Origin of the sequence: Fodinicurvata sp. EGI_FJ10296 (assembly GCF_040712075.1) — a bacterium.
Lineage (GTDB): Bacteria > Pseudomonadota > Alphaproteobacteria > DSM-16000 > Inquilinaceae > JBFCVL01.
Genome location: NZ_JBFCVL010000009.1, coordinates 1 through 19954, shown reverse-complemented (window position 1 = coordinate 19954; position 19954 = coordinate 1). Strand labels below are relative to the sequence as shown.

The window sequence follows — 19954 nt, the reverse complement described above, 5'->3', positions numbered from 1 at the left end:
GGCCGATTTCTTCTCTATTGATTTTCGATCATTTTTGTCGCCATACTACACTCATGAAGGGAATACCCCAGGAACGTCTACATAATTCTGCATGAGGGGAACGAGAATGCGAATTGTCGCCAAACCACTGTTCGCGCTCGGGGTCGCCATCATGGGTCTTTCGATCGTTCAGGCCGCCGCAGCCGCGGCCTCTTCCGGCACTCACGGCACGGATGCCTCGATCATCGTCGTCGCTGGCGGGCCGCCCTATGGATGCGGCGCGCCGCACGGCAGCCCCGGAACGGCCCCGGGGTGCCGCCGCGCCCCCCATGTCAACAATCCTCGACGCGGCATCATTCATCGGCTGCAGTCGGAGCCTTCCGCCCATATCCGTCTGGCCATCCAGCGATGCGTCAACGGCATGCGCGGTGCCCGCTGGAAACACCGCTACGAAGCCTGCTATTACCCTGCATTGGAAAACTGACAGTCGTTCGGCAATCAACCCGCACATAATCGGTAAGTCATTCCGGCGTACGCTGAATTCTCTTGGTGCCACCGTTCGTTAATGCGACGGTCAACACAAAGAAGCGTCTTAGCGCGACCGAAAAGACCACGGACGTTTCGCTCCCGTCGCCGCGCCGGATTTTCGGCACGATCAAGACGCCGGGACTCCCGATCGTGGCCGAAAAGTGTCCGGAGCCGATGCCGAATTCCAACCCGCCCCTCCGCCGGCCAGGGTCCGTCACCGAAGAGCGGCAGCGTCGGCACCATCCGCCTCACGACTGGCTTCTGGTGTCGTTGAACGACCGCGTTTTCATGAATGCGGCACCGCCGGCCCTCGCCCTCAACCCCGTTGTGGCGGCGATCCTGTCCGCAACCGTATGGGGGGAGGTACCATCCGGATGGCTGGCGGCGTTTCTGGCCGGCGTAATCACCGCGGCCGTCATCAATATCGGCCTGCACAGAATCTACGTCCGTCGACACGATCGGGTGCAGGCGCCAGCCCGCTGGAGCCGGCTCCTCATGGTCGGCGCAGGCCTGAATGGCGCGGCCTGGGGGGTCGGCCTGGGCGGCATCGTGTTCCAGGCCGAAAGCCTGACGGGGCTTGCATTGCCGGCAATCGTACTGGCCGGCCTGGCCGGCGCCTTCGTAGCCGGCCAATCGGCATTGATGTCGTCGGTCGCGGCCTTTATCGCTGCGTCGTTCATGCCGACGATCGGCGGCCTGATCGCCGGCCACGGCGCCGCCATGGCGCCGCTTGCAACCCTGATGGCGATCTACGCCGTCGCGCTGTCATTCTTCGCCTACAACAACCACCGTCAAGCCGTCGAGGCACTCACGCTTCGGTTCCAGAATGAAGCGCTGCTGGCGGAACTGCTTGCCGCCGAAGAACGCCTGATCGGGGCCCGCGACGCCGCGCAGGCCGTCAACCGCGCCAAGAGCCAGTTTCTGGCGATGATGAGCCACGAACTGCGCACGCCGTTGAATGCCATCCTCGGGTTTTCCGACATCATCGCCAACGAGCAGTTCGGCCCCGTCGGCGTGCCGCGATACACGGATTATGCGCGCGACATCCACGAAAGCGGCCGGCACCTGCTCGATCTGGTAAACGATATTCTGGATCTGTCGAAGGTCGAAGCCGGCCATATGGAGATCAGCAAGGTACCGCTGGACCTGACCGGCGCCGTCGACTCCGTTCTGCGTCTGCTGCGCATAAAAGCCGAGGAAGCATCGGTCGGCCTATCGGTCGATCTGGCGCCCGATGCCCGGCGCGTCATGGGCGACCGCCGCGCCATAAGCCAGATCCTGTTCAATCTGGTCGTCAACGCGATCAAGTTTACGCCGGCCGGCGGATCGGTGGTGGTGCGATCCCGGCGCGTCGACGGCGACACCGTAATGCTGTCGATCGAGGACACCGGCATCGGCATCGAAGCCGACGACCTCGAACGGGTATTGCATCCTTTCGAGCAGGCCGACAACAGCTATACCCGGGCGGCGGGCGGCACCGGCCTCGGCCTGCCGCTGGCCAGGTCGCTGGCCGAATTGCACGGCGGCGGCCTCACCCTGAAGAGCCGGCCGGGCAAAGGCACGATTGTCGAGGTGACGCTACCCGCCGCACTGCCGGTCGACAAGACCTGAAACCCAACGGGCCGGCGACCCGCGGGCTCACTGCGAACCGCGCGACGGGGACCGCCGGACGGCGGAGTCCAGCGCCGCGTTCTCGGCTCTGATACGCACAGTGAGAACCGCGGCATTCAGGATTGAGAAGACGAGCGCATAGAGTGGCATCGACAGCGCCAGCGGCAGCACCGCAATCTCGCCGACAACGACCAGATAATTGGGGTGAGCGACGTATCGATACGGTCCGCTCTGCTCCAGCCGCTCCCCGGGCACGACGATGATGCGCGTCGTCCACCGGCGGCCGAGTGTGGCCAGAACCCATATTCGCACGGCCTGAAGACCGAGAAAAGCCACCAGCCATCCAGTCTGAACCGGCGCGTCCCGGGCCAGGACCCACAACCCCGCAAGCCATGCGGCATGAAGCAGGACAATTGCGCGGTAGTGCCCCGGCGCATGCTCTTGCCCGCCGGCCGCCAGCAGCCGCGCCGTGTTGGCTCTGGCGATCCATAATTCGATCAACCGCTCCAAAGTCACAAGAGCAAGGACGATCGTGGCCAGTGTCATTGCGGTCCGGCCAGGGTTACGCCGCTCGCCGTGAAACCCGGACCGAGCGCAAAAAGGGCTGAGCGGTGGGGCAAGCCCGCCTGTAGCGCGCGCTCCAGCACGAACAGCACCGTCGCGGCCGACATGTTGCCAAAGTCGCGAAGCACCGTGCGCTCATGGTCCAGCGATCCCGCGCCGAGCGCCAGGGCGTGCTCGATTGACTCGACCACCTTGGCGCCGCCGGGATGACACAGTATGCGGCCGACCGCTCCGCGATCGGTGCCGGCCTGGCTGAAGATGGCATCGACGGCGGCTGCGGCATGCTCCTCGACGAACGGCGGTATCGACCGGTCGAAGATGACGCCGAACCCCTGATCGTCCACACGCCAGCCCATGATATCGAGCGTATTCGGCCACAGATGTTCGCCACTGCCGGTCACCCGCGCCAGAACCGGATGTCCGCCGGAACCCCCGCCACTGGCCCCCTTATCGCCCGCCCGCAAAACGCAGGCAGCCGCACCGTCGCCAAACAACGCCGTTGCGACAATGTTGGCTTTCGTCAACTGGTCCAGCCGGAAGGCCAGCGTGCAGATTTCGACAACCAGCAGCAAAACGGTGCCGCCCGCCGGCACGGCCGCAAGCCGCGATGCCAGGGCCAGACCGGTGACGCCGCCCGCACAGCCAAGCCCGAAGACGGGGACACGCCGTACATCGGGACGGAAGCCGACCGACGGGGCAATGCGCGCTTCGAGACTGGGCGTGGCAATGCCGGTGGACGATACAAGTACGACCGTATCGACATCCGCGCCCGCCAGACCGGCCTTAGCCAATGCGCGGTTCGCAACGGTGACCAGAAGGTCCGTTGCGCCGGCGGTATAGGCCGCCGTCCGCTCGTGCCACCCTCGTTCTTCGAGATACCAATCTTTTGGCCGAATGCCGTACCGGCATTCGATCCCGGCGCTTTCGAATACCCGTGCCAACCGGTCATATCCATGCATGCGCCGCCCGAAGACGGCCTGTGCGGCATCCGCGACCTCGGCCTGCACCAAGGCGTGCTGTGGAACCGCCGTCGCCAACGAGATCAAATCGACGCCATTCGTCATTATCCGGGTGCCCCCCATGTCGCCGTGGCGAATGCGCCCGGCCCCAGCCCCGGTCCGATCCGGCCGCGTTGCGACGCGAACGATCTCGGGCAGTGCATGGTTCCGTTGGACGCCGATGGTTCGGCGGCAATTTCAGAGCGGGTATGGTATACTTTCCGGCCAGGTATTGGGTGACAGCCGTTCCCTACCGCGCCGAACGGCGGTCGAGATGGCGCTCGATCAGGCGCAGGTTGCGGATATTCGCCTTGAACCCGGCGTCGAACAAGTCGCCGAACAGTGGGATGGCACCGACGGCCGCATCGATACCGATATTGGCCATCATGCGCAGCATCAGCGATTTCGGAATGCCAAGCCGGCGCGCTTCGATCAATCCATAGGCCGACACCGCCAGTCCGGCGGCGTCGCCGATTCCGGGTACCAGGCCGATGATCGGGTCGAGCCCGACACGCCAGCGCGTTCCCGGAACAGAAACGGCGGAATCCATTACGCGCGCAAGCGACTGCAGGCGGCGAAGACGGCGCGCCTCGTCCACGGACAGGCCCGGAGGCACGCCCCCGGATACGTCCCGCGTCAAATCGCCGGTCACGATCTCTGGCATCGCGTCAGCTATCGCCAGTTTCAGCGTTTTGCGATGATGTAGACGGCGTGCACGATACCGGGAATGTAGCCCAGCAGCGTCAGCAGGATATTGATCCAGAATTGCGGGCCAATGCCGACCTGAAGAAAGACGCCGACCGGCGGCAGCAGGATAGCGAAGATAATGCGGACAATATCCATGAGGGACTCCAAGAACTGGTTCGCCGCGTGCAGATCGCTGCAGCGGTATCGGTACCGGCGACCAATGCCCCGGTATCCACAGGCTCCAATAACCATGTGACAGTGCAGCAGTAGAGTGGGAAGCGCCGGTGAATTATCAAGGATCCCACAAATGGCTACCCGGAAACCCCGCGCCCGACGCCTTCCCGCTGATTGATAACTCAGACGCCGCCACGATCGTTCCCGCGCGGCGCGACCGGCGGCCAGATGCGCCGGAAAACGCCGTTGCGCAGGATCAGCGCGTGGTTCAGCGCGGCCGTGACATGGGCGGCGATCACCGCCACGAACACAAAAGCTGTGACCTTGTGGATCACGGACAGCGTCGTTGCGAAATCCTCCATGCCGGGCGTGGTGGACGGCGAGACGAGCGGCGGGATGCCAAGCGCATCCAGCAACTCGATCGGAAACCCGCCCCCGACGACACGGAAATAGCCGGTCACGGTCATGGTCAGCATCAGGGCATAGAGCGCGGCGTGGCTGGCGCCGGCGACCCGGCGTTCCAGCGGCGTCAGGCTGTCCGGCAGCGGATCCGGCCGATGCGTCAGACGCCAGATCAGGCGGGCGACGACCAGGAAGAAAATGATAACGCCGAGGTTCTTGTGCAGGATGAACAGAGGGTCACCGATCGCCTCGAACCCCTCGCTGGTCATGGCGATGCCGGCCGCCAACATCACGAGGACCAGCAGCACCGTAGCCCAGTGAAACAGCCGCGCCACAGTGCCATAACCGCGCCCGGCTTTTTTGCTCTCATTGATTCTCGCCATGCCATCCCCCCTCCGTCCATTACCCCGGCCATCGGTCCGTCACCGGCCCGCCGGTCACGGGCAGCATCCCCCATTGGCCCGGATTTGCCAGATGGGGGGCAACTCCCGTATGATCATGGTTCGCAATCCATCGAACACTATCAGGAGGCCACACCGAATGGCCGAAGAAAACCCGCTATTGCGCCGCGCCTATTCGCTGGACGGCGATCCCGACAAGACCCGCGATGTGTATGCCGACTGGGCCGAAAGTTATGATCGCGACACGGCAAACGAGTTCGGCTATGTCGCGCCCGGACTGGCGGCGTCCGAGCTGGCCGAGCTGGTCTCCTTCGACGGGGTCGTGCTCGACGCCGGCTGCGGCACGGGGCTGGCCGGGGAGGAACTGCACCGCCGCGGACTGATGACGATCGACGGCATCGATCTGTCGGCCGAAATGCTCGACGTCGCGGCAAAGAAATCGGTCTATCGCACCCTTTCGGTCGCCGATATGACCCAGCGCCTTGGTTTCGCCGACAACACATATGATGGCGTGATCTGTGTCGGCACCTTTACCAGCGGCCATGTCGGCCCGGACGCGATCGACGAATTGCTGCGCATCACCAAGCCCGGTGCACCGGTCGTCGTCACCGTGCACGAAAAGGTCTGGGACAAGGACGGCTATCTCAATCATCTGCGCAAGCTGGAGCGTCAGGGGCTGATGCGCGTGCGCGAAATCAAGGACTCGCCGTATCACGAAAAGGCCGGCTATCGGTGCCAGCTCTGCATTCTGGAAGCGGCCTGACCGGACCCTCGTGACGCGTATTCACGTTCGGGCGTTCACGTTCGGGCGTTCAGGGGGCCGCGCGTTCGGGGTCGCCGCCTTCGGCCCTTCGTCTCAGCATCCGGCCGACCACCGGCGCCAGCGACACCACCAGCAACAGCCGGAAGATATGGTGGCTGGCGACCATGGCCGGCTCCATGCCGAGCGAAAGCGCAATCAGGCTCATCTCGGGCGCGCCGCCGGGCGCGAACAGCAGGAACGCGAGATTGATCGGCAGCCCCGTGATCATGCTCAGGGCCGCGGCGAAGCCGGCACTAAACACAAGGAAGACGCTGACCAGGACCGTGCCGAACATCAGGGCCTTGAGCATGGTCGACGGCCGAAGCAGGGCGATGCCGCATCCCATCGAAGTGCCGACGACGACCTGGGCGACGACCAGCGCCCACGGGGGCAAATGGGCATCGGTCAGACCGGTCAGATAGGCAGTCCCGGTGAGCATCATCGGGACGACCATCAAGGCACCGGGAACCCGCAGGCGGCGGCCGATCAACGCCCCCGCCACACAGCCGGCGAGCACGAGGACGTCCTGGATCCCGATCGCGCCCTCACCGCCGGCACCTCCCGCCATCCCCCCGGCTATCCCCGTCATTGAACCGGCGCCCGGTTCGGGGCCGCTCGTGACCATCAATGGCGGCACGATCAGGACGACAAAGAGCATCCGGACACTGTGCACCAGGGCGATCCTGTTCGGATCGGCGCCCATGGCCGTTCCGATCAGCACCATTTCCATGAACCCGCCCGGCGCCGCCATGCAATAGGACGACACGGCGTCATAGCCCGCGAACCGCCGCAGAAGCAGCGTGCCGACGATCATGACCGTGACCGTATAGGCAGCGATCATGGCCAGTGAAATGTGCCAGCCGCTGATGGCATCGAGAAAATTGGCGGGGACGGCACTGCCGACGATGATGCCGACCGCGATCATCATGGCCGACCGCCAGTGACGACCGACCATCGGGCGCATGGGCAACAGACCGATCAAGGTTCCACCAACCATTGATCCAACCATCCAGGGTAGCGGCAAAGACAGCAGCCACCAGACCGTCCCGCCCGCCAATCCGCCGGCCACGGCGACGATCTGCCTGAGCGCGTTGCCGACTCCGGAATCCGGCCAGGGGCGCATTCGGGAACCCATTCGGGAGTAAATTGTCATCAGGGGCTTATAGCCCGTCCCGGGCCGTCAGAAAAAGCTTTCTGAAACCCACCCTGGCCGAGAAGCGCGGGAAAGCCCTTCCGGCCGAGTGTGGGGGTGTGCTAGGCCTTGCGCCGTCGGCCGCGCGGCCGGAACATCAGGGACGCCCGGAATCGGACCATTGGCGGACCGTAATCGGGCCACACTCGGGAGGGCATCACCCATGACCAGATCACTCGCCGTATCGGCCGTCGCCATCGCGGCGGCTTTCGGAGCCACGGCGCTCACAGCCCCGTCGGCCGAAGCACAGACCCGGCTGACGCTGAAATCGGCGTCTTCGACCTCGTCCTATTACGCGATGACGGTTCAGCTCGGCGAAATGCTGCGCTCGGCCAGCGACGGCGACATCCTGCCGACGGTCGAGGAAAGCCAGGGTTCCGTTCAGAACGTGACCGAAGCCGGCCGCCGCCCGGGCGCCTTCTTCTTCACGACACCGCCGAACCTGCTGCTCGACGCCTGGGCGGGCGAAGAGCCGTTCACCAGCGGCGATTACGATGGCATCCGGACGCTGTTCCCGATGCCCTTCATCACCATCCATTTCGTGGTGCGGGCCGACAGCGACATCCATTCCGTGGCCGATCTGGAAGGCTCGACCTTCATCGCCGGCGGCACGGGAACGTTCTGCGCCGGCCAGACGGCGGCGATCTTCGACGTACTCGGTCTTACCGACAGCATCGACACCCCGGAAATGGAACTCTCCGGCGCCCCCAACGCCTTGCGCAACCAGCAGGCCGACGGCTATGCCACCTGCAGTTCTCACCCCACACCGCAGGTCCAGGAACTGGCCTCGACGCTGGACATCCGGATCCTCAGCTTCAGCGATGAGGAACGCGCCGCCATCATCGAGGAAAATCCGGCGGCGGGCGAATTGACCATTGCCGGGGGCACCTATGCCGGAGTCGACGAGGACGTGGCCACGATGGGCGTTCCGGTCGGCGGCTATGGCACCAATATCGACGACGAAACCGCGTTGTTCCTGGTCGAGCAGTTCTGGGAGCAGCGTGAAGACCTGGCCGAGGAAAACCCGTGGTGGGCCGGTGTCGCGCCGGAACTCGTCACACAGCTTCAGGCACCCATTCATCCCGGCGTCCTCGCCTTCTACGAGGAACAGGGCGTCGACATCCCCGACAGCATGAAGTGAGCCTGATCTAAGTGTCGTCGGTACGCTCTCTGGTGCCGACCGTTTCCGTGGACGGGCGCGTCTACGGCGGGGCCGCGATCATGCTCGCGGTCCTGACGGTCGGGTTCCACCTTTACAACGCCTTCGCGGGCCTGATCCCCAATCTGGTCACCCGGCCGCTGCATCTGGCACTGGCGGTGCCGTTCATCTTCCTGGTCGGCTATCGCGCCGACCGGGCGGCGTTTGAACGGTATTCCGGTTATGTGCTGGCGGCGTTGGGCGTGGCGGCATGTGCCTATATCATCTGGGACAGACCCGCGCTGACGCGCCAGTATGGCGCGCTGGACGGCGCGTTTCAGATCGCCGTCGCCCTTGTGCTGATCGTCACGGTGCTGGAAATGGCGCGCCGTGCGATCAAGGCGGTGCTGCCGATCGTGGCCGCCCTGGTGCTGGCCTATGCCTTTGTCGGCGAGTGGATTCCCGGCTATTTCGGCCATTCCGGACTGACCCCGACTTATATCCTGGGCACGCTCACGATCACCGAAGGCGGTCTCTGGGGCACTCTGACCGGCACATCCGTCGACACGATCTCGATGTTCGTCATTCTCGGCGGGTTCATTTCCGCCGGTCAGGCCGGCCAGGGATTCATGTCGTTCGCGACCCAGATTGCCGGCCGCTTCCGGGCCGGTGCGGCCAAGGTCGCCGTCCTGTCCTCGGCCTTTTACGGCACGATTTCCGGCGTCGCGGCCGCGAATACAGCAACCACGGGCATGATCACCATCCCGGCCATGAAGCGGCTGGGCTATCCGCGCGCCTTTGCGGCGTCGGTCGAGGCGGTGGCCAGCACCGGCGGCCAGATCCTGCCGCCGGTCATGGGCGCCGGCGTGTTCGTCATGGCCGAGCTTGTGCGCGTTCCGTATACCGAAATCATGATCGCCGCCACGCTGCCGGCGCTGCTGTTCTTCGTTACCGCCTGGATGGGCGTGCAGAATTACGCGCTGCGCCACGACCTCCCGGCACTCTCGCGCGACGCGCTGCCGGGCTGGCGCGTGGTCATGGTATCGCTGCCCTTCTTCCTGATCCCGTTCGGCATCCTGATCGGCACGCTGATCTTTACCAGCTATACGCTCCAGTTCGCGGCCGTCTTCGCCACGGCGGCGACCTGGGTGACACTGATGTTCGAAGCCGATGGCAGCGTGTCGCTGCGCGGTTGGTGGGACCGGACGCTGAACGCCCTGATCACGGCCGCGCAGCAGGTGGCGATGATCGCGGCCGTTATCATCTGCGCCGGCATCATCGTCGGCGTCTTCAACATGACGGGCCTGGGCGTCAAGCTGACCTCGGTGATCCTCAGCGCATCGGGCGGCCATCTGTGGGCCGCGCTGGCACTGACGGCACTGGCCAGTCTGGTTCTGGGCATGGAACTGCCGACGACCGCGGCCTATGTCATCTGCGCCGCCGTCGCCGCCCCGGCCCTGGTCACCATGGGCGTGCCGGAGCTCTACGCCCATCTGTTCGTGTTCTGGTACGCGCTGCTCTGCACAATCACACCACCGGTCTGCGGCAATGTCTTCATTGCGGCCGGGATCGCGCAGACGCCCTGGCTTCCGGTCGCCGGCAACGCCATGCGCCTGGGGCTCGGGCTGTTTCTGGTGCCGCCGGCCTTCATCGCCAATCAGGACCTGCTGCGCATCGCCGACGCACCGGTCGCCGCGCTGCTGGCGTTCATCCAGATCGCTTTCGGCCTGTGGCTGGTCAGTTTCGGTGCCATTGGCGGTCCGCGCACGCGCCTGTTCGAGCTGCTGCGCATTGCCGCCATACCGGCTGGCCTCGGTGTGATCTTCCTGATCTGACGCTGATCCTCTCGGCGGTGGGATTGCGATTATTTCCATCACCTGATCGCCCCTGACACCGATCAGGGGCCCCGAGCCGCATGAGGCCTGCTCGTGTCTCGCGATCGCAAGTTGCTGCGCGAGGTCCCCGCTCAAGGCGGGGACGATCAGGGAGTGGCGGCGGCCGGACCTGCGAGGGTCCCGGCGTTGACATACGAAAGTCTGTCAGGTATCTGATATATTACAAAATATCAATTTGGGAGGAAACAATGAGAATACCATTCTCCGCTACGGCGTCCGCAGTTGCCCTGATTCTCGCCCTGCCCGGCGCCGCACTCGCCCAGTGGCCCGAACGCCCGATTACCCTGATCGTCCCCGCCGGTGCCGGCGGCGGCACCGATGCGACCGGCCGCCTGCTGGCGGCGGAGTTGGAAGAGCGCCTCGGCCAGCCGGTCAATGTCGTCAACCAGGGCCAGGGCGGCGGCGTCATCGGCTTCACCACGATGACCGAAGCCGAACCCGACGGCTATACGCTCGGCATCGCGTATAATTTCGCGCACTACAAGCCGATGGGCCAGGGCGATTTCGACGTCGCCAACATGACGCCGATCGCCCAGTACAACTTCGATCCGGCCGGTTTCCATGTTCGTCAGGACTCCGAATGGGACACGATCACCCAGGCGCTGGACGACATCAAAGCCGATCCGGCCGCCTATGACATCGCGTGCGGCGGCGGCTGCGGCGGGTCATGGCCGATCGCACTGGCCACCCTGCTCCAGGAATGGGACGTCGACCTCAGCGAAGTCCGGATGATCTCCGGTCAGGGCGCGGCCGCCGCGCTGCAGGAGATGGTCGCCGGCGGCTTCGACGTCGTCCCCTGCTCGGTCCCCGAAGCCGGGTCGCTGATCGAATCCGGGCTGGTCAAGGGCCTCGCGGTGTTCGGATCCGAGCGGCTCGAAGCATTCCCCGACATCCCGACGCTGGAAGAGGAAACCGGGCTTGAACTGGAACTGGGCGCCTGGCGCGGCCTTGTCGGTCCGGCCGGCCTGCCCGACGATGTCGTCGACCAGCTGGGGGCAGCCATGGAAGACATTTATGACGACGAGGAATTCCAGGAGGCGATGACGTCGCGCGGCTTTGGCCTGCGCTGGCGCGATACGGCCGAGTTCGAGGACTTCCTGCTAAACGAGGAAGAACAGGTTCGCGCCCTGATCGGCACCCTGGAACTCTAGCACCGGACCCAATCATTCCATACTGATCGGGGGCGCCGTCGTCACCGGCGGCGCCCCCCGTCAATGCCGGATTTGCCACCGCCATGAATCCCAGGAACATCGCCATCGGATCGGCATTCGTGGTGTTGGGCGCTTCGCTGATCGTCTTTGCCATGCCGCTGACGACACCGCGCCACATTCCCTATGGCCCCGACCTGTTTCCCACCATCGTCGGCATCGGCATGATCGTTTTCGGTCTCGTGGCCGTAGCTCGCGCCTGGACCGGCGCCGACCCCGCGCCACCGCCGCGTGACGCCGGCTATCGCTTCGGTCTGCCCGTCGTGGCCTTCGTCGCCGTGCCGATCGTGTTCATCCTTGCCGTGCCCGTCATCGGCTACCTCATCGTCATGCCGGTGTTGCTCAGCGGGCTGATCGGGCTGATGCGCGGACGCTGGCTGTCATCGATCGTCATCGGCACCCTGGCGGCGTTCGTGCTGCAAATCCTGTTTCAGCAATTCATGCGCGTTCCCCTGCCCTGGGGTCTGCTTGAGACGTATTCCGGGGTGCTGACATGGATCTGATGCTCCGGTCCTTGACCCTGCTGGCGGATCCGACGGTGATCGCGGCCATGCTGCTGGCATCGGTGTATGGTCTTGCCGTCGGATCGATCCCGGGCCTGACGGCGTCCATGGCGGTCGCCCTGATCATTCCGATCACCTTTTTTCTGGAGCCGGTGCCCGCCCTGGCGGCGGTGATGACCCTGGCGGCAATGGCCATCTTCGCGGGCGATTTGCCCGGCGCCCTGCTGCGCATTCCGGGGACGCCGGCATCGGCGGCCTATGCCGACGAAGCCTATCGCATGACGCAAAAGGGCAAAGCCTCGCAGGCACTGGGCATAGGTCTGGTCTGCTCGGCCATCGGCGGCATCTTCGGCGCCATCCTGCTGATCACGGCAGCTCCTTGGCTGGCGCGCATCGCCCTTCAATTCTCCAGCTACGAGAAATTCTGGCTGGCCTGCCTGGGCCTGACGGCCGCCGCCGCGGTCAGCCAGGGCCACTGGTCAAAGGGCGCGTTGTCGCTACTGCTGGGGCTGGCGATCGCCCAGGTCGGGCTCGACCCGGTATCTGGCCAGTTGCGTTTCACCTTCGGCGTTGGCGATCTGACCGCCGGCTTCTCGTTCATCCCGGTGCTGATCGGGTTTTTCGCCATCCCGGAGGTCCTGCGCTATGCCTTTGGCGCCGGCCGCACCGCCGAGCGCGTCATCAACGCGACCACCGGCCTTTTCCAGGGCCTCTGGACGGACCTGAAGCGACTGAAATGGGGTATCGCGAGGGGATCGGTCATCGGTGCCGTCATCGGCGCCATCCCCGGCGCGGGCGCGGATATCGCCGCTTATGTCTCCTATGCCCTGTCGAAGCGGCTGTCGGGCCATCCCGAGAAATTCGGCACCGGCATTACCGATGGCATCGCCTCGGCCTCGGCTTCGAACAATTCATCGATCGGCGGCGCCCTGATCCCGGCTACGGTATTCGGCATTCCCGGCGACAGCCTGACCGCAATCATCATCGGCGTTCTGTTCATGAAGGGCCTGAACCCCGGTCCGACGGTATTCCTGACCAACGCCGACCTGATCAACGCAGTCTTCCTATCGTATCTGATCGCCAATCTGCTGATCATACCGTTCGGATTCGCGGCAATCGCCGGATACCAATACGTCCTGCGGGTACCAAAATCGGTTCTGATGCCGGTGATCCTGTCCTTCTGCATCGTGGGCGCGTTTGCCGTCGACAACACCATGTTTGCGATCGTGACCATGCTGTCCATGGGCATCATCGCCTATATTCTTGAGGAAGGCGGTTTTCCGCTGGCGCCCGCCATACTCGGCCTCGTCATCGGGCCGATGCTGGAAGAAACCTTCCTGACCTCGCTGACCCGTGCGCGCGGCGACCCGCTTGCCTTTGTCGAGCGGCCCGTTGCGGGCGGGCTGGCGGCCGTGACGATCCTGATCTGGCTGATGCCACTGGCCGCATGGCTGATCCGTCTGATCGGGAACAGAAGAGAGCGCAGAGCGTGATCGACCGGACGACATTCGACCTGGAACCGGAGACGCTTTCGGAATCGGCCTATCGCACGATCGAGGAAATGATCGTCACACTGGAACTGCCGCCGGCAACCATGACCACCGAACAGCGGCTCTGCGCACAGACCGGGCTGGGGCGGACGCCGGTGCGCGAGGCCTTGCTGCGTCTTTCTTATGGTTACCTGGTGCGGATCCTGCCCCGCCGGGGGATCCTGGTGCGCCCCATCGAGGTCGACTACATTCTGATGACGATCGATATCCGGCAATCGGTCGAGCGCCTGATCATCCAGCGCGCCGCCAGACTGGCCGACGACCTCCAACGGCGGCATTTCCGCGAATTGGCCGCCATGATCGGCGATGCCGCGCGCACACCGGATCTGCGCCGCTTCATGCGCATCGACGACGCCTTCAATCGGCTGCTCGCCAAAGCCGCCGATCACGAGGTCGCGGCCCGCACCTTCGAACCGCTGCACTGCGTCAACCGGCGCGCCGGTTTCGTCTATGCGGGCGCAAAAGGGGCCGGGTTGGCCGAAACCGGGCGTGAGCATGTGCGCATCATGACAGCGGTCGCCGAAGGCGACACGACTGAAGCCGAGGCCGCGCTGGACGACCTGCTCGCCACCTCGACCCGGATCGCCCACGAACTCGGCGCCAGCCAGGCCCGGAGTCTGGCGTCATGACCGCCGCTGCTATCGATTTCCCGTCCATCGCCGAACGGATACGGTCACCCGATGCCAGAACAACCCGCTAATACCGCACCAATCCATAAGGTCGTCATCTACGGCGACAGTTTCGCCGACCGCCGGGCCGAAATCCAGGCCGCACTGGGCGACGCCTTCACCGTCGTCACGATCGGCCACGGCGCGTCCCGGACGGAAAAAGAGTCCGCGTTCGCCGATGCCCTGGCCACGATTGCCGTGCGCATCGATGCCGACACGCCTATCCCGCCGTCGCTGCGCCTGATCCAGGTGCCGGGCATCGGCTGGGACGAAATCGACCTCGGCCATGTGCCGTCGGGCGCCACCGTCTGCAATGTCGGCGGACACGAGACCGGGGTCGCGGAATACTGCATGGCCCAGATGCTGGAATGGTGCCACCGCCTGCGCCCTGCCGAAGAGGGCTTCCGGCGCGGGTCCTGGGAGCGATCGAGCCGGTTCGGCGCGCCGCCCCACCGGGAATTGTCCGGCGCGACCGTCGGCATCATCGGTTTCGGCGCGATCGGACGGGTGCTGGCGCGGCAACTCCAGGGATTCGGGGTGCGCATTCTGGCCGCCAATCGCTCGGCCATCCCGGCCGACGCCGATGTCGACGGCCGGTACGCGCTGGCCGACATTCCGGTGATGCTGCGCGACTGCGATTTCGCGGTCGTCGCCATCGCGTTGACGCCGGAAACGCGGGGGCTGATCGGCGCCGCGACCCTCGACGCCCTCGGGCCCCAAGGCGTCCTGGTGAACGTGGCGCGCGGTCCGGTCGTGGATGAAACCGCCCTTTGGGACGCCCTGAGCGGCGGCCGCATCGGCGGCGCCATCATCGATGTCTGGTATCGCTATCCGGGCGCCGACGACCCGGACCTGTCACCGGCCCATCATCCGTTTGCGACCCTGCCCAACATCATGATGACCCCGCATCTGTCAGGCTGGACATCAGGAACGGTGGCGCGCCGCCTGTCGCTGATGACCGACAATATCCGCCGCGCCGCGGCCGGGCATGCCCTGGTCAACGCCGTCTCGACACCAGAGGAAAGAAAGGCATGAGCAGGAGCGACAGGAAGGACAAGCGGCGCTCGCAGGCCTGGTTCGGCGGCCTGGACAAGGACGGCTTCATCCATCGAAGCTGGATGCGCAATCAGGGCATTCCCAGCCACGCCTTCGATGGGCGGCCGATCATCGGCATCTGCAACACGTATTCCGAACTCACGCCGTGCAACGCGCATTTCGGCGACCTCGTCGCGGCGGTGAAGCGCGGGGTGATCGAAGCCGGCGGATGGCCGCTGGAGTTTCCGGTATTCTCGTGCGGCGAGTCCAATCTGCGCCCGACGGCGATGCTGTTCCGCAACCTCGCCAGCATGGATGTGGAAGAAAGCATCCGCGGCAACCCGATCGACGGCGTCGTCCTGATGATGGGATGCGACAAGACCACGCCCTCGCTGATCATGGGCGCGGCCAGTTGCGATCTGCCGACCATCGGGCTGTCGGGCGGGCCGATGCTGAATGGCCACCACGAGGGGCGCGTCATCGGCTCGGGCACCGATGTCTGGCGGCTTTCCGAAGAGGTACGCGCCGGGGTGATCTCGGTCGACGACTTCATGGCCGCCGAAGCCGCGATGAGCCGGTCGGCCGGTCACTGCATGACCATGGGCACCGCTTCGACCATGGCCAGCATCGTCGAAGCCCTGGGTCTGGGATTGCCGTACAACGCCGCCTACCCCGCTGTGGACGCACGCCGCAAGGTTCTGGCCCACATGGTCGGCCGCCGTGCGGTCGAGATCGTCGAAAGTGACCTGCAGCTGTCGCGCGTTCTGACAATGGATGCGTTCCGGAACGCGGTCCGGGTCAATGCGGCGATCGGCGGCTCGACCAATGCCGTTGTTCATCTGATCGCCATCGCCGGTCGGCTGGGGCTGCCGTTCGGCCTGGACCAATGGGACGAATGGGGCCGCGACGTGCCGACGCTGGTCGATCTGATGCCGTCGGGGCGGTATCTGATGGAGGATTTCTGCTATGCTGGCGGCGTTCCGGCCGTAGCGCGCCGTCTGGCCGAGAACGGCATGCTCGACGGCGACGCGCTGACTGTCAACGGCCGCACGATGGGCGAGAACGTCGCCGACGCGCCGGTCCACAACGACGACGTGATCCGGCCGTGGGATCGTCCGCTGACCGAGAATGGCGGCATAGCGGTGCTGCGCGGCAACCTGGCGCCACGCGGGGCGGTGCTGAAGCCATCGGCCGCGTCGCCCGATCTGCTCGTTCACGAAGGACCGGCGCTGGTATTCGAGTCCATCGAGGACCTGAAGGCGCGGATCGATGATCCCGACCTGCCGGTCACGCCCGATACCGTGCTCGTCCTGCGCAATTGCGGCCCAAAAGGCTATCCCGGCATGGCGGAGGTCGGCAACATGCCCATTCCGCGCAAGCTGGTCGAGCAGGGCGTGCGCGACATGGTGCGCATATCCGACGCGCGGATGAGCGGCACGGCCTATGGCACGGTCGTTCTGCATGCCGCACCGGAATCCGCCGCCGGCGGACCGCTTGCCGTCGTGCGAACGGGCGACCGGATCAGAATGGACGTGCCCGCACGGCGGCTCGACCTGCTGATCGACGATGACGCGCTTCGGGCGCGGATGGCCGACTGGACCGCCCCCGCGCCGGTGACGGTCGGCGGCTATCAGGGATTGTATGTCGAACGCGTGCTTCAGGCCGATCAGGGCGCCGATCTGGACTTTCTGGTCGGCTGTCGTGGTGCTGCCGTCCCCAGGGAGTCTCATTGATATGGATAAACTGCCACGCGGTGTTCACACCGTCCTCTACGCCCTGTTCAACCAACACGGCGAGCTCGACCGCGACGCCATGCGCCGACAGGTGGATATTGCAATCGATCAGGGGGCCGTCGGCATTGTCACGCTTGGCCTTGCAACGGAGGTTCGCCACCTGACGGCGGTCCAACGGCGCCAGATGGTCGAATGGAACACCCGGGACATCGCCGGGCGAGTCCCGCTGGCGGTCACCATCTTCGAACCGACACCCGACGAACAGATCGCGGCGATCGCCCACGCGGCCGATCACGGCGCGGCCTGGGTCATCGTCCAGCCGCCGGCGACGGCGCACGACGAGGCGACGCTGACCGCCGCCTTCGATCAGGTTCTGAGGCAATGCCCCATCCGTGCCGCCATTCAGAACGCGCCGCAGTTCATCGGCGTGGGCCTGAGTGTCGCGGCGATCAAGGCGCTGAGCGACCGGCACCCGAACCTGATCGCGGTCAAACAGGAGGTTTCCGCCGTCGAGACAGCTGCCCTGGTCGACGCCGTCGGCGACCGGCTGCAGGTGTTCTCCGGACGCGGCGGCCTGGAACTGATCGACTGCATCCAGGGTGGCATCGACGGCCATGTTCCCGCGCCGGAATATGCCGATTTCCTGATCGGCATCTGGGCGCATATGGCCGCCGGACGAGAAGACGAGGCGCGCGCGGCTTATGCCCGCGTCCTGCCGATGGCGACATTCGTGGTGCAGTCGCTCGACTCCCTGACCGTCTACGGCAAGCTGCTTTTCTGTCTGCGCAACGGGCTCGATTTTCATCCCCGCGCCAGTGTTTCCGGGGGCGGTCCCGTGCCGACGCCGTTCGGCCTGCGGGCATTGGCCGGCCATGCCCGGATGCTGGGCATCGATACCGCGCGCTGGCCAACGTCCTGATGCTTCGGCCGGACTGTCTCAGGACCCGGGCGAGGCGTCGCCCTGATTGGCGATCGGGCCCAGGCCGTTGCCGGTCAGCCCTTCGATTTTCGTCCGCAGGTCGGCGGAGGTGAATGGCTTGCGGATGATGTCGGCGGCGCCCAGTTTAAGCGCGACATCGAGATAATTATGGCCGCCGAAGCTGCCACCCCCGGACATCGCCAGTATCTTGATGTTCGGGTAATCCTTTTTAATCTTCGAGATTGTCTCGATGCCTTCCATCGTTGGCATCAGAATGTCCATCAGCACGATATCGAAGCGTCCCTCGCCGATCTTCTGCAGGGCTTCCGAGCCGTCCCCGGCGCTGACAACAGCATGCTCCTGACGGCGAAGCATCGCCGCGATCGTTTCCCGGACGAGCGATTCGTCATCGACAAGTAAAATGTCGGCCATACTACGTATTCCAGGGAATAATATTGATTGTGGCTTCGCTCATGATTCCGGCGATTTGTCACGAGAAGCTGAAGCATCACCATATATTTTTATAGCACTCGTTTGCGGCAAGCGTGTGACCAACTCGTTCAAACGGGATACCAATCGCGGAGTCAATGGTACGCCGTGGCCGACGACCAGACTGCCGGTCGGTCCCCGGACATCCTGAGCAACGGTCATGCCCGCACGAAGATTCTCCACCCTCACCCATAGCGTTCGCTTCCGGCTGTTGGCATCCGTTCCCCCGTGCACCTGCGTCGGACGCAGCGTTTTGTCGAGGACAACACCCGGCGACCGGCGAGCATCCGGCGCCTCCGCCAGGGCTTGCGGCAAACGGACATCATGATAGCGTGCTACGTCACCCGGTTCGATCGGGTGCAACATCGCGTGCCGGATCCGGTCGATGAGCAGGCGCAGCGATATCGGCCGTACCAGAATAGCATTGACATCGAGAGCACGGGCCAGCCGGACAAGTTCCGGATCGCCATATCCGATGACCAGCAGTACCGGCATCGTTCCTGGTGCCCCGGTCAATCCTGATCGAATGCTTTTCAGGACATCCAGGCCGGATGCATCGCCCACCAACCTGTTCGTGATCAGAACGTCGGTCGCCGTTGATCCGTCCAGATGCGCCATGATCTCGGCGTGATCCCGTGCAAAGAGGCAACGGATATTCATGGCCTTACTGTCGACCAACCCGAGCGCACGCTGCACGGCAGTGCGCAGAAAACGCTGATCGTCGCCGACCAGTACGGTGACGGATTTTACCGCTGCCGTCATGAGCATGGTCCGATATAAAAGATTCCATGCTGTATTTAACGGATTATATCGATATTCTACAAGTGAAAACTCATAATTATGCATGCTATTATGAATTACTCGATCCATTTTATTTAGATTTTTATCATATTTTCCGATATAATCATCTTTTTGGCTATCCACGAGGATCCTGACCTCTCATCAGGGGGTTGTTTTTCTTACTCCCAACGCACATCTTCATAGACGTTTCGGGCTCCAGACAGCAACACCAGGCAACGATGTGACCGAACAAAGCGATGGAACCGGCAAACGGATCGACCACGTCGATGGCAACAACCTGCCAGACAACGAGAAGCATCTCGCTGTCCTGACAGGGGCGGTGGCCGGCGGCGACCCGGCGCTGTTTGCGGATTACGGGCTCTGGCTGCGCTCGATGCTGTCGGCGCGAGGTGTCAGGGCCGACGATGCAAATGCAAGCCTTTCCGACCTCCGGCCGGTGCTCGTTCGGCATCTGCCCCGACCGGCCGCGGCGGTCGCCATGTCCCATCTCGATGCCGCCCTCGCCGACATCGACGCGCCGGCGGTCATGCCGCCCTCCTTCGTGGATCCGGCAGCGGCAAACGGCGATCTCGCGCGATGTTATCTCGATCGCCTTCTTGACGGAGACCGGAACAGCGCCGCCGATCTTGCGGAACGCAGCGTACAAGATGGTCTGCCGCTGCAGAACCTCTATCTGG

General features: G+C 64.5%; 20 protein-coding genes and 1 pseudogene. 13 read left to right on the top strand and 8 right to left on the bottom strand.

Translation table 11 applies throughout. The features are described 5' to 3' along the window. Positions 1-106: 106 nt before the first annotated feature. The gene (locus ABZ728_RS18660) at positions 107-463 is read left to right on the top strand and encodes a hypothetical protein (RefSeq protein ID WP_366657787.1); all 357 of its coding nucleotides are present in this window, start codon (positions 107-109) and stop codon (positions 461-463) included. Between the two features lie 65 nt (positions 464-528). After that, entirely contained in the window at positions 529-2118 is a 1590-nt protein-coding gene (locus tag ABZ728_RS18655; RefSeq protein WP_366657786.1) for an ATP-binding protein, read from the top strand. A gap of 27 nt (positions 2119-2145) precedes the next feature. Here ABZ728_RS18655 and ABZ728_RS18650 read toward each other — a convergent pair whose 3' ends face one another. From ABZ728_RS18650 to ABZ728_RS18630, 5 genes are all read right to left on the bottom strand, one after another. Further along, on the bottom strand, positions 2146-2664 hold the full coding sequence (locus ABZ728_RS18650) for an isoprenylcysteine carboxylmethyltransferase family protein (RefSeq protein ID WP_366657785.1): 519 nt from the start codon (positions 2662-2664) through the stop codon (positions 2146-2148). Further along, the gene (locus ABZ728_RS18645) at positions 2661-3746 is read right to left on the bottom strand and encodes a type III polyketide synthase (protein ID WP_366657784.1); all 1086 of its coding nucleotides are present in this window, start codon (positions 3744-3746) and stop codon (positions 2661-2663) included. The genes ABZ728_RS18650 and ABZ728_RS18645 overlap by 4 nt, the downstream gene beginning before the upstream one ends. Positions 3747-3930: 184 nt before the next feature. After that, a complete protein-coding gene (locus tag ABZ728_RS18640; protein ID WP_366657783.1) occupies positions 3931-4344 on the bottom strand; it encodes a DUF4112 domain-containing protein in 414 nt (137 codons plus the stop codon). A gap of 20 nt (positions 4345-4364) precedes the next feature. Next, positions 4365-4523, bottom strand: a complete 159-nt coding sequence (locus ABZ728_RS18635) for a YqaE/Pmp3 family membrane protein (RefSeq protein WP_366657782.1) — start codon at positions 4521-4523, stop codon at positions 4365-4367. A 200-nt stretch (positions 4524-4723) separates the two neighbouring features. Beyond that, a complete protein-coding gene (locus tag ABZ728_RS18630) occupies positions 4724-5326 on the bottom strand; it encodes a cytochrome b (protein ID WP_366657781.1) in 603 nt (200 codons plus the stop codon). A gap of 157 nt (positions 5327-5483) precedes the next feature. Here ABZ728_RS18630 and ABZ728_RS18625 point away from each other — a divergent pair, with 157 nt between their 5' ends. Beyond that, positions 5484-6107 (top strand): class I SAM-dependent methyltransferase, encoded by a 624-nt coding sequence (locus ABZ728_RS18625; protein WP_366657780.1) that lies wholly within the window; start codon positions 5484-5486, stop codon positions 6105-6107. A 49-nt stretch (positions 6108-6156) separates the two neighbouring features. Here the strand turns inward: ABZ728_RS18625 and ABZ728_RS18620 are convergent, their stop codons facing one another. Continuing rightward, positions 6157-7269 carry an AbrB family transcriptional regulator gene (locus tag ABZ728_RS18620; protein WP_366657779.1) on the bottom strand — a complete coding sequence of 371 codons (1113 nt, stop codon included), beginning with the start codon at positions 7267-7269 and terminating at the stop codon, positions 6157-6159. A gap of 232 nt (positions 7270-7501) precedes the next feature. On the opposite strand from ABZ728_RS18620, the gene ABZ728_RS18615 reads away from it, so the two are divergent. The 9 genes from ABZ728_RS18615 to ABZ728_RS18575 all read left to right on the top strand — a co-directional run bounded on the left by ABZ728_RS18615 (position 7502) and on the right by ABZ728_RS18575 (position 17987). Beyond that, entirely contained in the window at positions 7502-8479 is a 978-nt protein-coding gene (locus ABZ728_RS18615; RefSeq protein ID WP_366657777.1) for a TAXI family TRAP transporter solute-binding subunit, read from the top strand. Between the two features lie 11 nt (positions 8480-8490). Then, positions 8491-10311 (top strand): TRAP transporter fused permease subunit, encoded by a 1821-nt coding sequence (locus ABZ728_RS18610; protein ID WP_366657775.1) that lies wholly within the window; start codon positions 8491-8493, stop codon positions 10309-10311. Positions 10312-10559: 248 nt separating this feature from the next. After that, on the top strand, positions 10560-11522 hold the full coding sequence (locus tag ABZ728_RS18605; protein WP_366657774.1) for a tripartite tricarboxylate transporter substrate binding protein: 963 nt from the start codon (positions 10560-10562) through the stop codon (positions 11520-11522). Positions 11523-11605: 83 nt separating this feature from the next. Further along, the gene (locus ABZ728_RS18600; protein ID WP_366657772.1) at positions 11606-12082 is read left to right on the top strand and encodes a tripartite tricarboxylate transporter TctB family protein; all 477 of its coding nucleotides are present in this window, start codon (positions 11606-11608) and stop codon (positions 12080-12082) included. Further along, positions 12073-13575 (top strand): tripartite tricarboxylate transporter permease, encoded by a 1503-nt coding sequence (locus ABZ728_RS18595; RefSeq protein WP_366657771.1) that lies wholly within the window; start codon positions 12073-12075, stop codon positions 13573-13575. Before ABZ728_RS18600 ends, ABZ728_RS18595 begins: the two co-directional genes overlap by 10 nt. Continuing rightward, complete coding sequence (locus tag ABZ728_RS18590; RefSeq protein ID WP_366657770.1) at positions 13572-14261, top strand: GntR family transcriptional regulator; 690 nt, start codon at positions 13572-13574, stop codon at positions 14259-14261. The genes ABZ728_RS18595 and ABZ728_RS18590 overlap by 4 nt, the downstream gene beginning before the upstream one ends. A 51-nt stretch (positions 14262-14312) precedes the next feature. Then, on the top strand, positions 14313-15335 hold the full coding sequence (locus ABZ728_RS18585) for a 2-hydroxyacid dehydrogenase (protein ID WP_366657769.1): 1023 nt from the start codon (positions 14313-14315) through the stop codon (positions 15333-15335). Further along, the gene (locus tag ABZ728_RS18580; protein WP_366657768.1) at positions 15332-17068 is read left to right on the top strand and encodes an IlvD/Edd family dehydratase; all 1737 of its coding nucleotides are present in this window, start codon (positions 15332-15334) and stop codon (positions 17066-17068) included. Before ABZ728_RS18585 ends, ABZ728_RS18580 begins: the two co-directional genes overlap by 4 nt. Position 17069: 1 nt before the next feature. After that, the gene (locus tag ABZ728_RS18575; RefSeq protein ID WP_366657767.1) at positions 17070-17987 is read left to right on the top strand and encodes a dihydrodipicolinate synthase family protein; all 918 of its coding nucleotides are present in this window, start codon (positions 17070-17072) and stop codon (positions 17985-17987) included. A gap of 18 nt (positions 17988-18005) precedes the next feature. Here ABZ728_RS18575 and ABZ728_RS18570 read toward each other — a convergent pair whose 3' ends face one another. Next, positions 18006-18419, bottom strand: a complete 414-nt coding sequence (locus tag ABZ728_RS18570; RefSeq protein ID WP_366657766.1) for a response regulator — start codon at positions 18417-18419, stop codon at positions 18006-18008. Positions 18420-18458: 39 nt separating this feature from the next. After that, entirely contained in the window at positions 18459-19400 is a 942-nt protein-coding gene (locus ABZ728_RS18565; RefSeq protein WP_366657765.1) for a hypothetical protein, read from the bottom strand. Between the two features lie 97 nt (positions 19401-19497). Between ABZ728_RS18565 and ABZ728_RS18560 the strand changes: the two are divergent. Next, a pseudogene (locus ABZ728_RS18560) lies at positions 19498-19954 on the top strand (hypothetical protein); the annotation flags it as partial.

Excerpts from the sequence above, each read along its gene's own strand:
- ABZ728_RS18630 (WP_366657781.1), bottom strand. The coding sequence starts at position 5,326 with ATGGCGAGAATCAATGAGAGCAAAAAAGCCGGGCGCGGTTATGGCACT.
- ABZ728_RS18580 (WP_366657768.1), top strand. The coding sequence starts at position 15,332 with ATGAGCAGGAGCGACAGGAAGGACAAGCGGCGCTCGCAGGCCTGGTTC.
- ABZ728_RS18605 (WP_366657774.1), top strand. The coding sequence starts at position 10,560 with ATGAGAATACCATTCTCCGCTACGGCGTCCGCAGTTGCCCTGATTCTC.
- ABZ728_RS18650 (WP_366657785.1), bottom strand. The coding sequence starts at position 2,664 with ATGACACTGGCCACGATCGTCCTTGCTCTTGTGACTTTGGAGCGGTTG.
- ABZ728_RS18645 (WP_366657784.1), bottom strand. The coding sequence starts at position 3,746 with ATGACGAATGGCGTCGATTTGATCTCGTTGGCGACGGCGGTTCCACAG.
- ABZ728_RS18620 (WP_366657779.1), bottom strand. The coding sequence starts at position 7,269 with ATGCGCCCCTGGCCGGATTCCGGAGTCGGCAACGCGCTCAGGCAGATC.
- ABZ728_RS18595 (WP_366657771.1), top strand. The coding sequence starts at position 12,073 with ATGGATCTGATGCTCCGGTCCTTGACCCTGCTGGCGGATCCGACGGTG.
- ABZ728_RS18585 (WP_366657769.1), top strand. The coding sequence starts at position 14,313 with ATGCCAGAACAACCCGCTAATACCGCACCAATCCATAAGGTCGTCATC.
- ABZ728_RS18635 (WP_366657782.1), bottom strand. The coding sequence starts at position 4,523 with ATGGATATTGTCCGCATTATCTTCGCTATCCTGCTGCCGCCGGTCGGC.
- ABZ728_RS18570 (WP_366657766.1), bottom strand. The coding sequence starts at position 18,419 with ATGGCCGACATTTTACTTGTCGATGACGAATCGCTCGTCCGGGAAACG.
- ABZ728_RS18625 (WP_366657780.1), top strand. The coding sequence starts at position 5,484 with ATGGCCGAAGAAAACCCGCTATTGCGCCGCGCCTATTCGCTGGACGGC.
- ABZ728_RS18660 (WP_366657787.1), top strand. The coding sequence starts at position 107 with ATGCGAATTGTCGCCAAACCACTGTTCGCGCTCGGGGTCGCCATCATG.
- ABZ728_RS18600 (WP_366657772.1), top strand. The coding sequence starts at position 11,606 with ATGAATCCCAGGAACATCGCCATCGGATCGGCATTCGTGGTGTTGGGC.
- ABZ728_RS18615 (WP_366657777.1), top strand. The coding sequence starts at position 7,502 with ATGACCAGATCACTCGCCGTATCGGCCGTCGCCATCGCGGCGGCTTTC.
- ABZ728_RS18640 (WP_366657783.1), bottom strand. The coding sequence starts at position 4,344 with ATGCCAGAGATCGTGACCGGCGATTTGACGCGGGACGTATCCGGGGGC.
- ABZ728_RS18575 (WP_366657767.1), top strand. The coding sequence starts at position 17,070 with ATGGATAAACTGCCACGCGGTGTTCACACCGTCCTCTACGCCCTGTTC.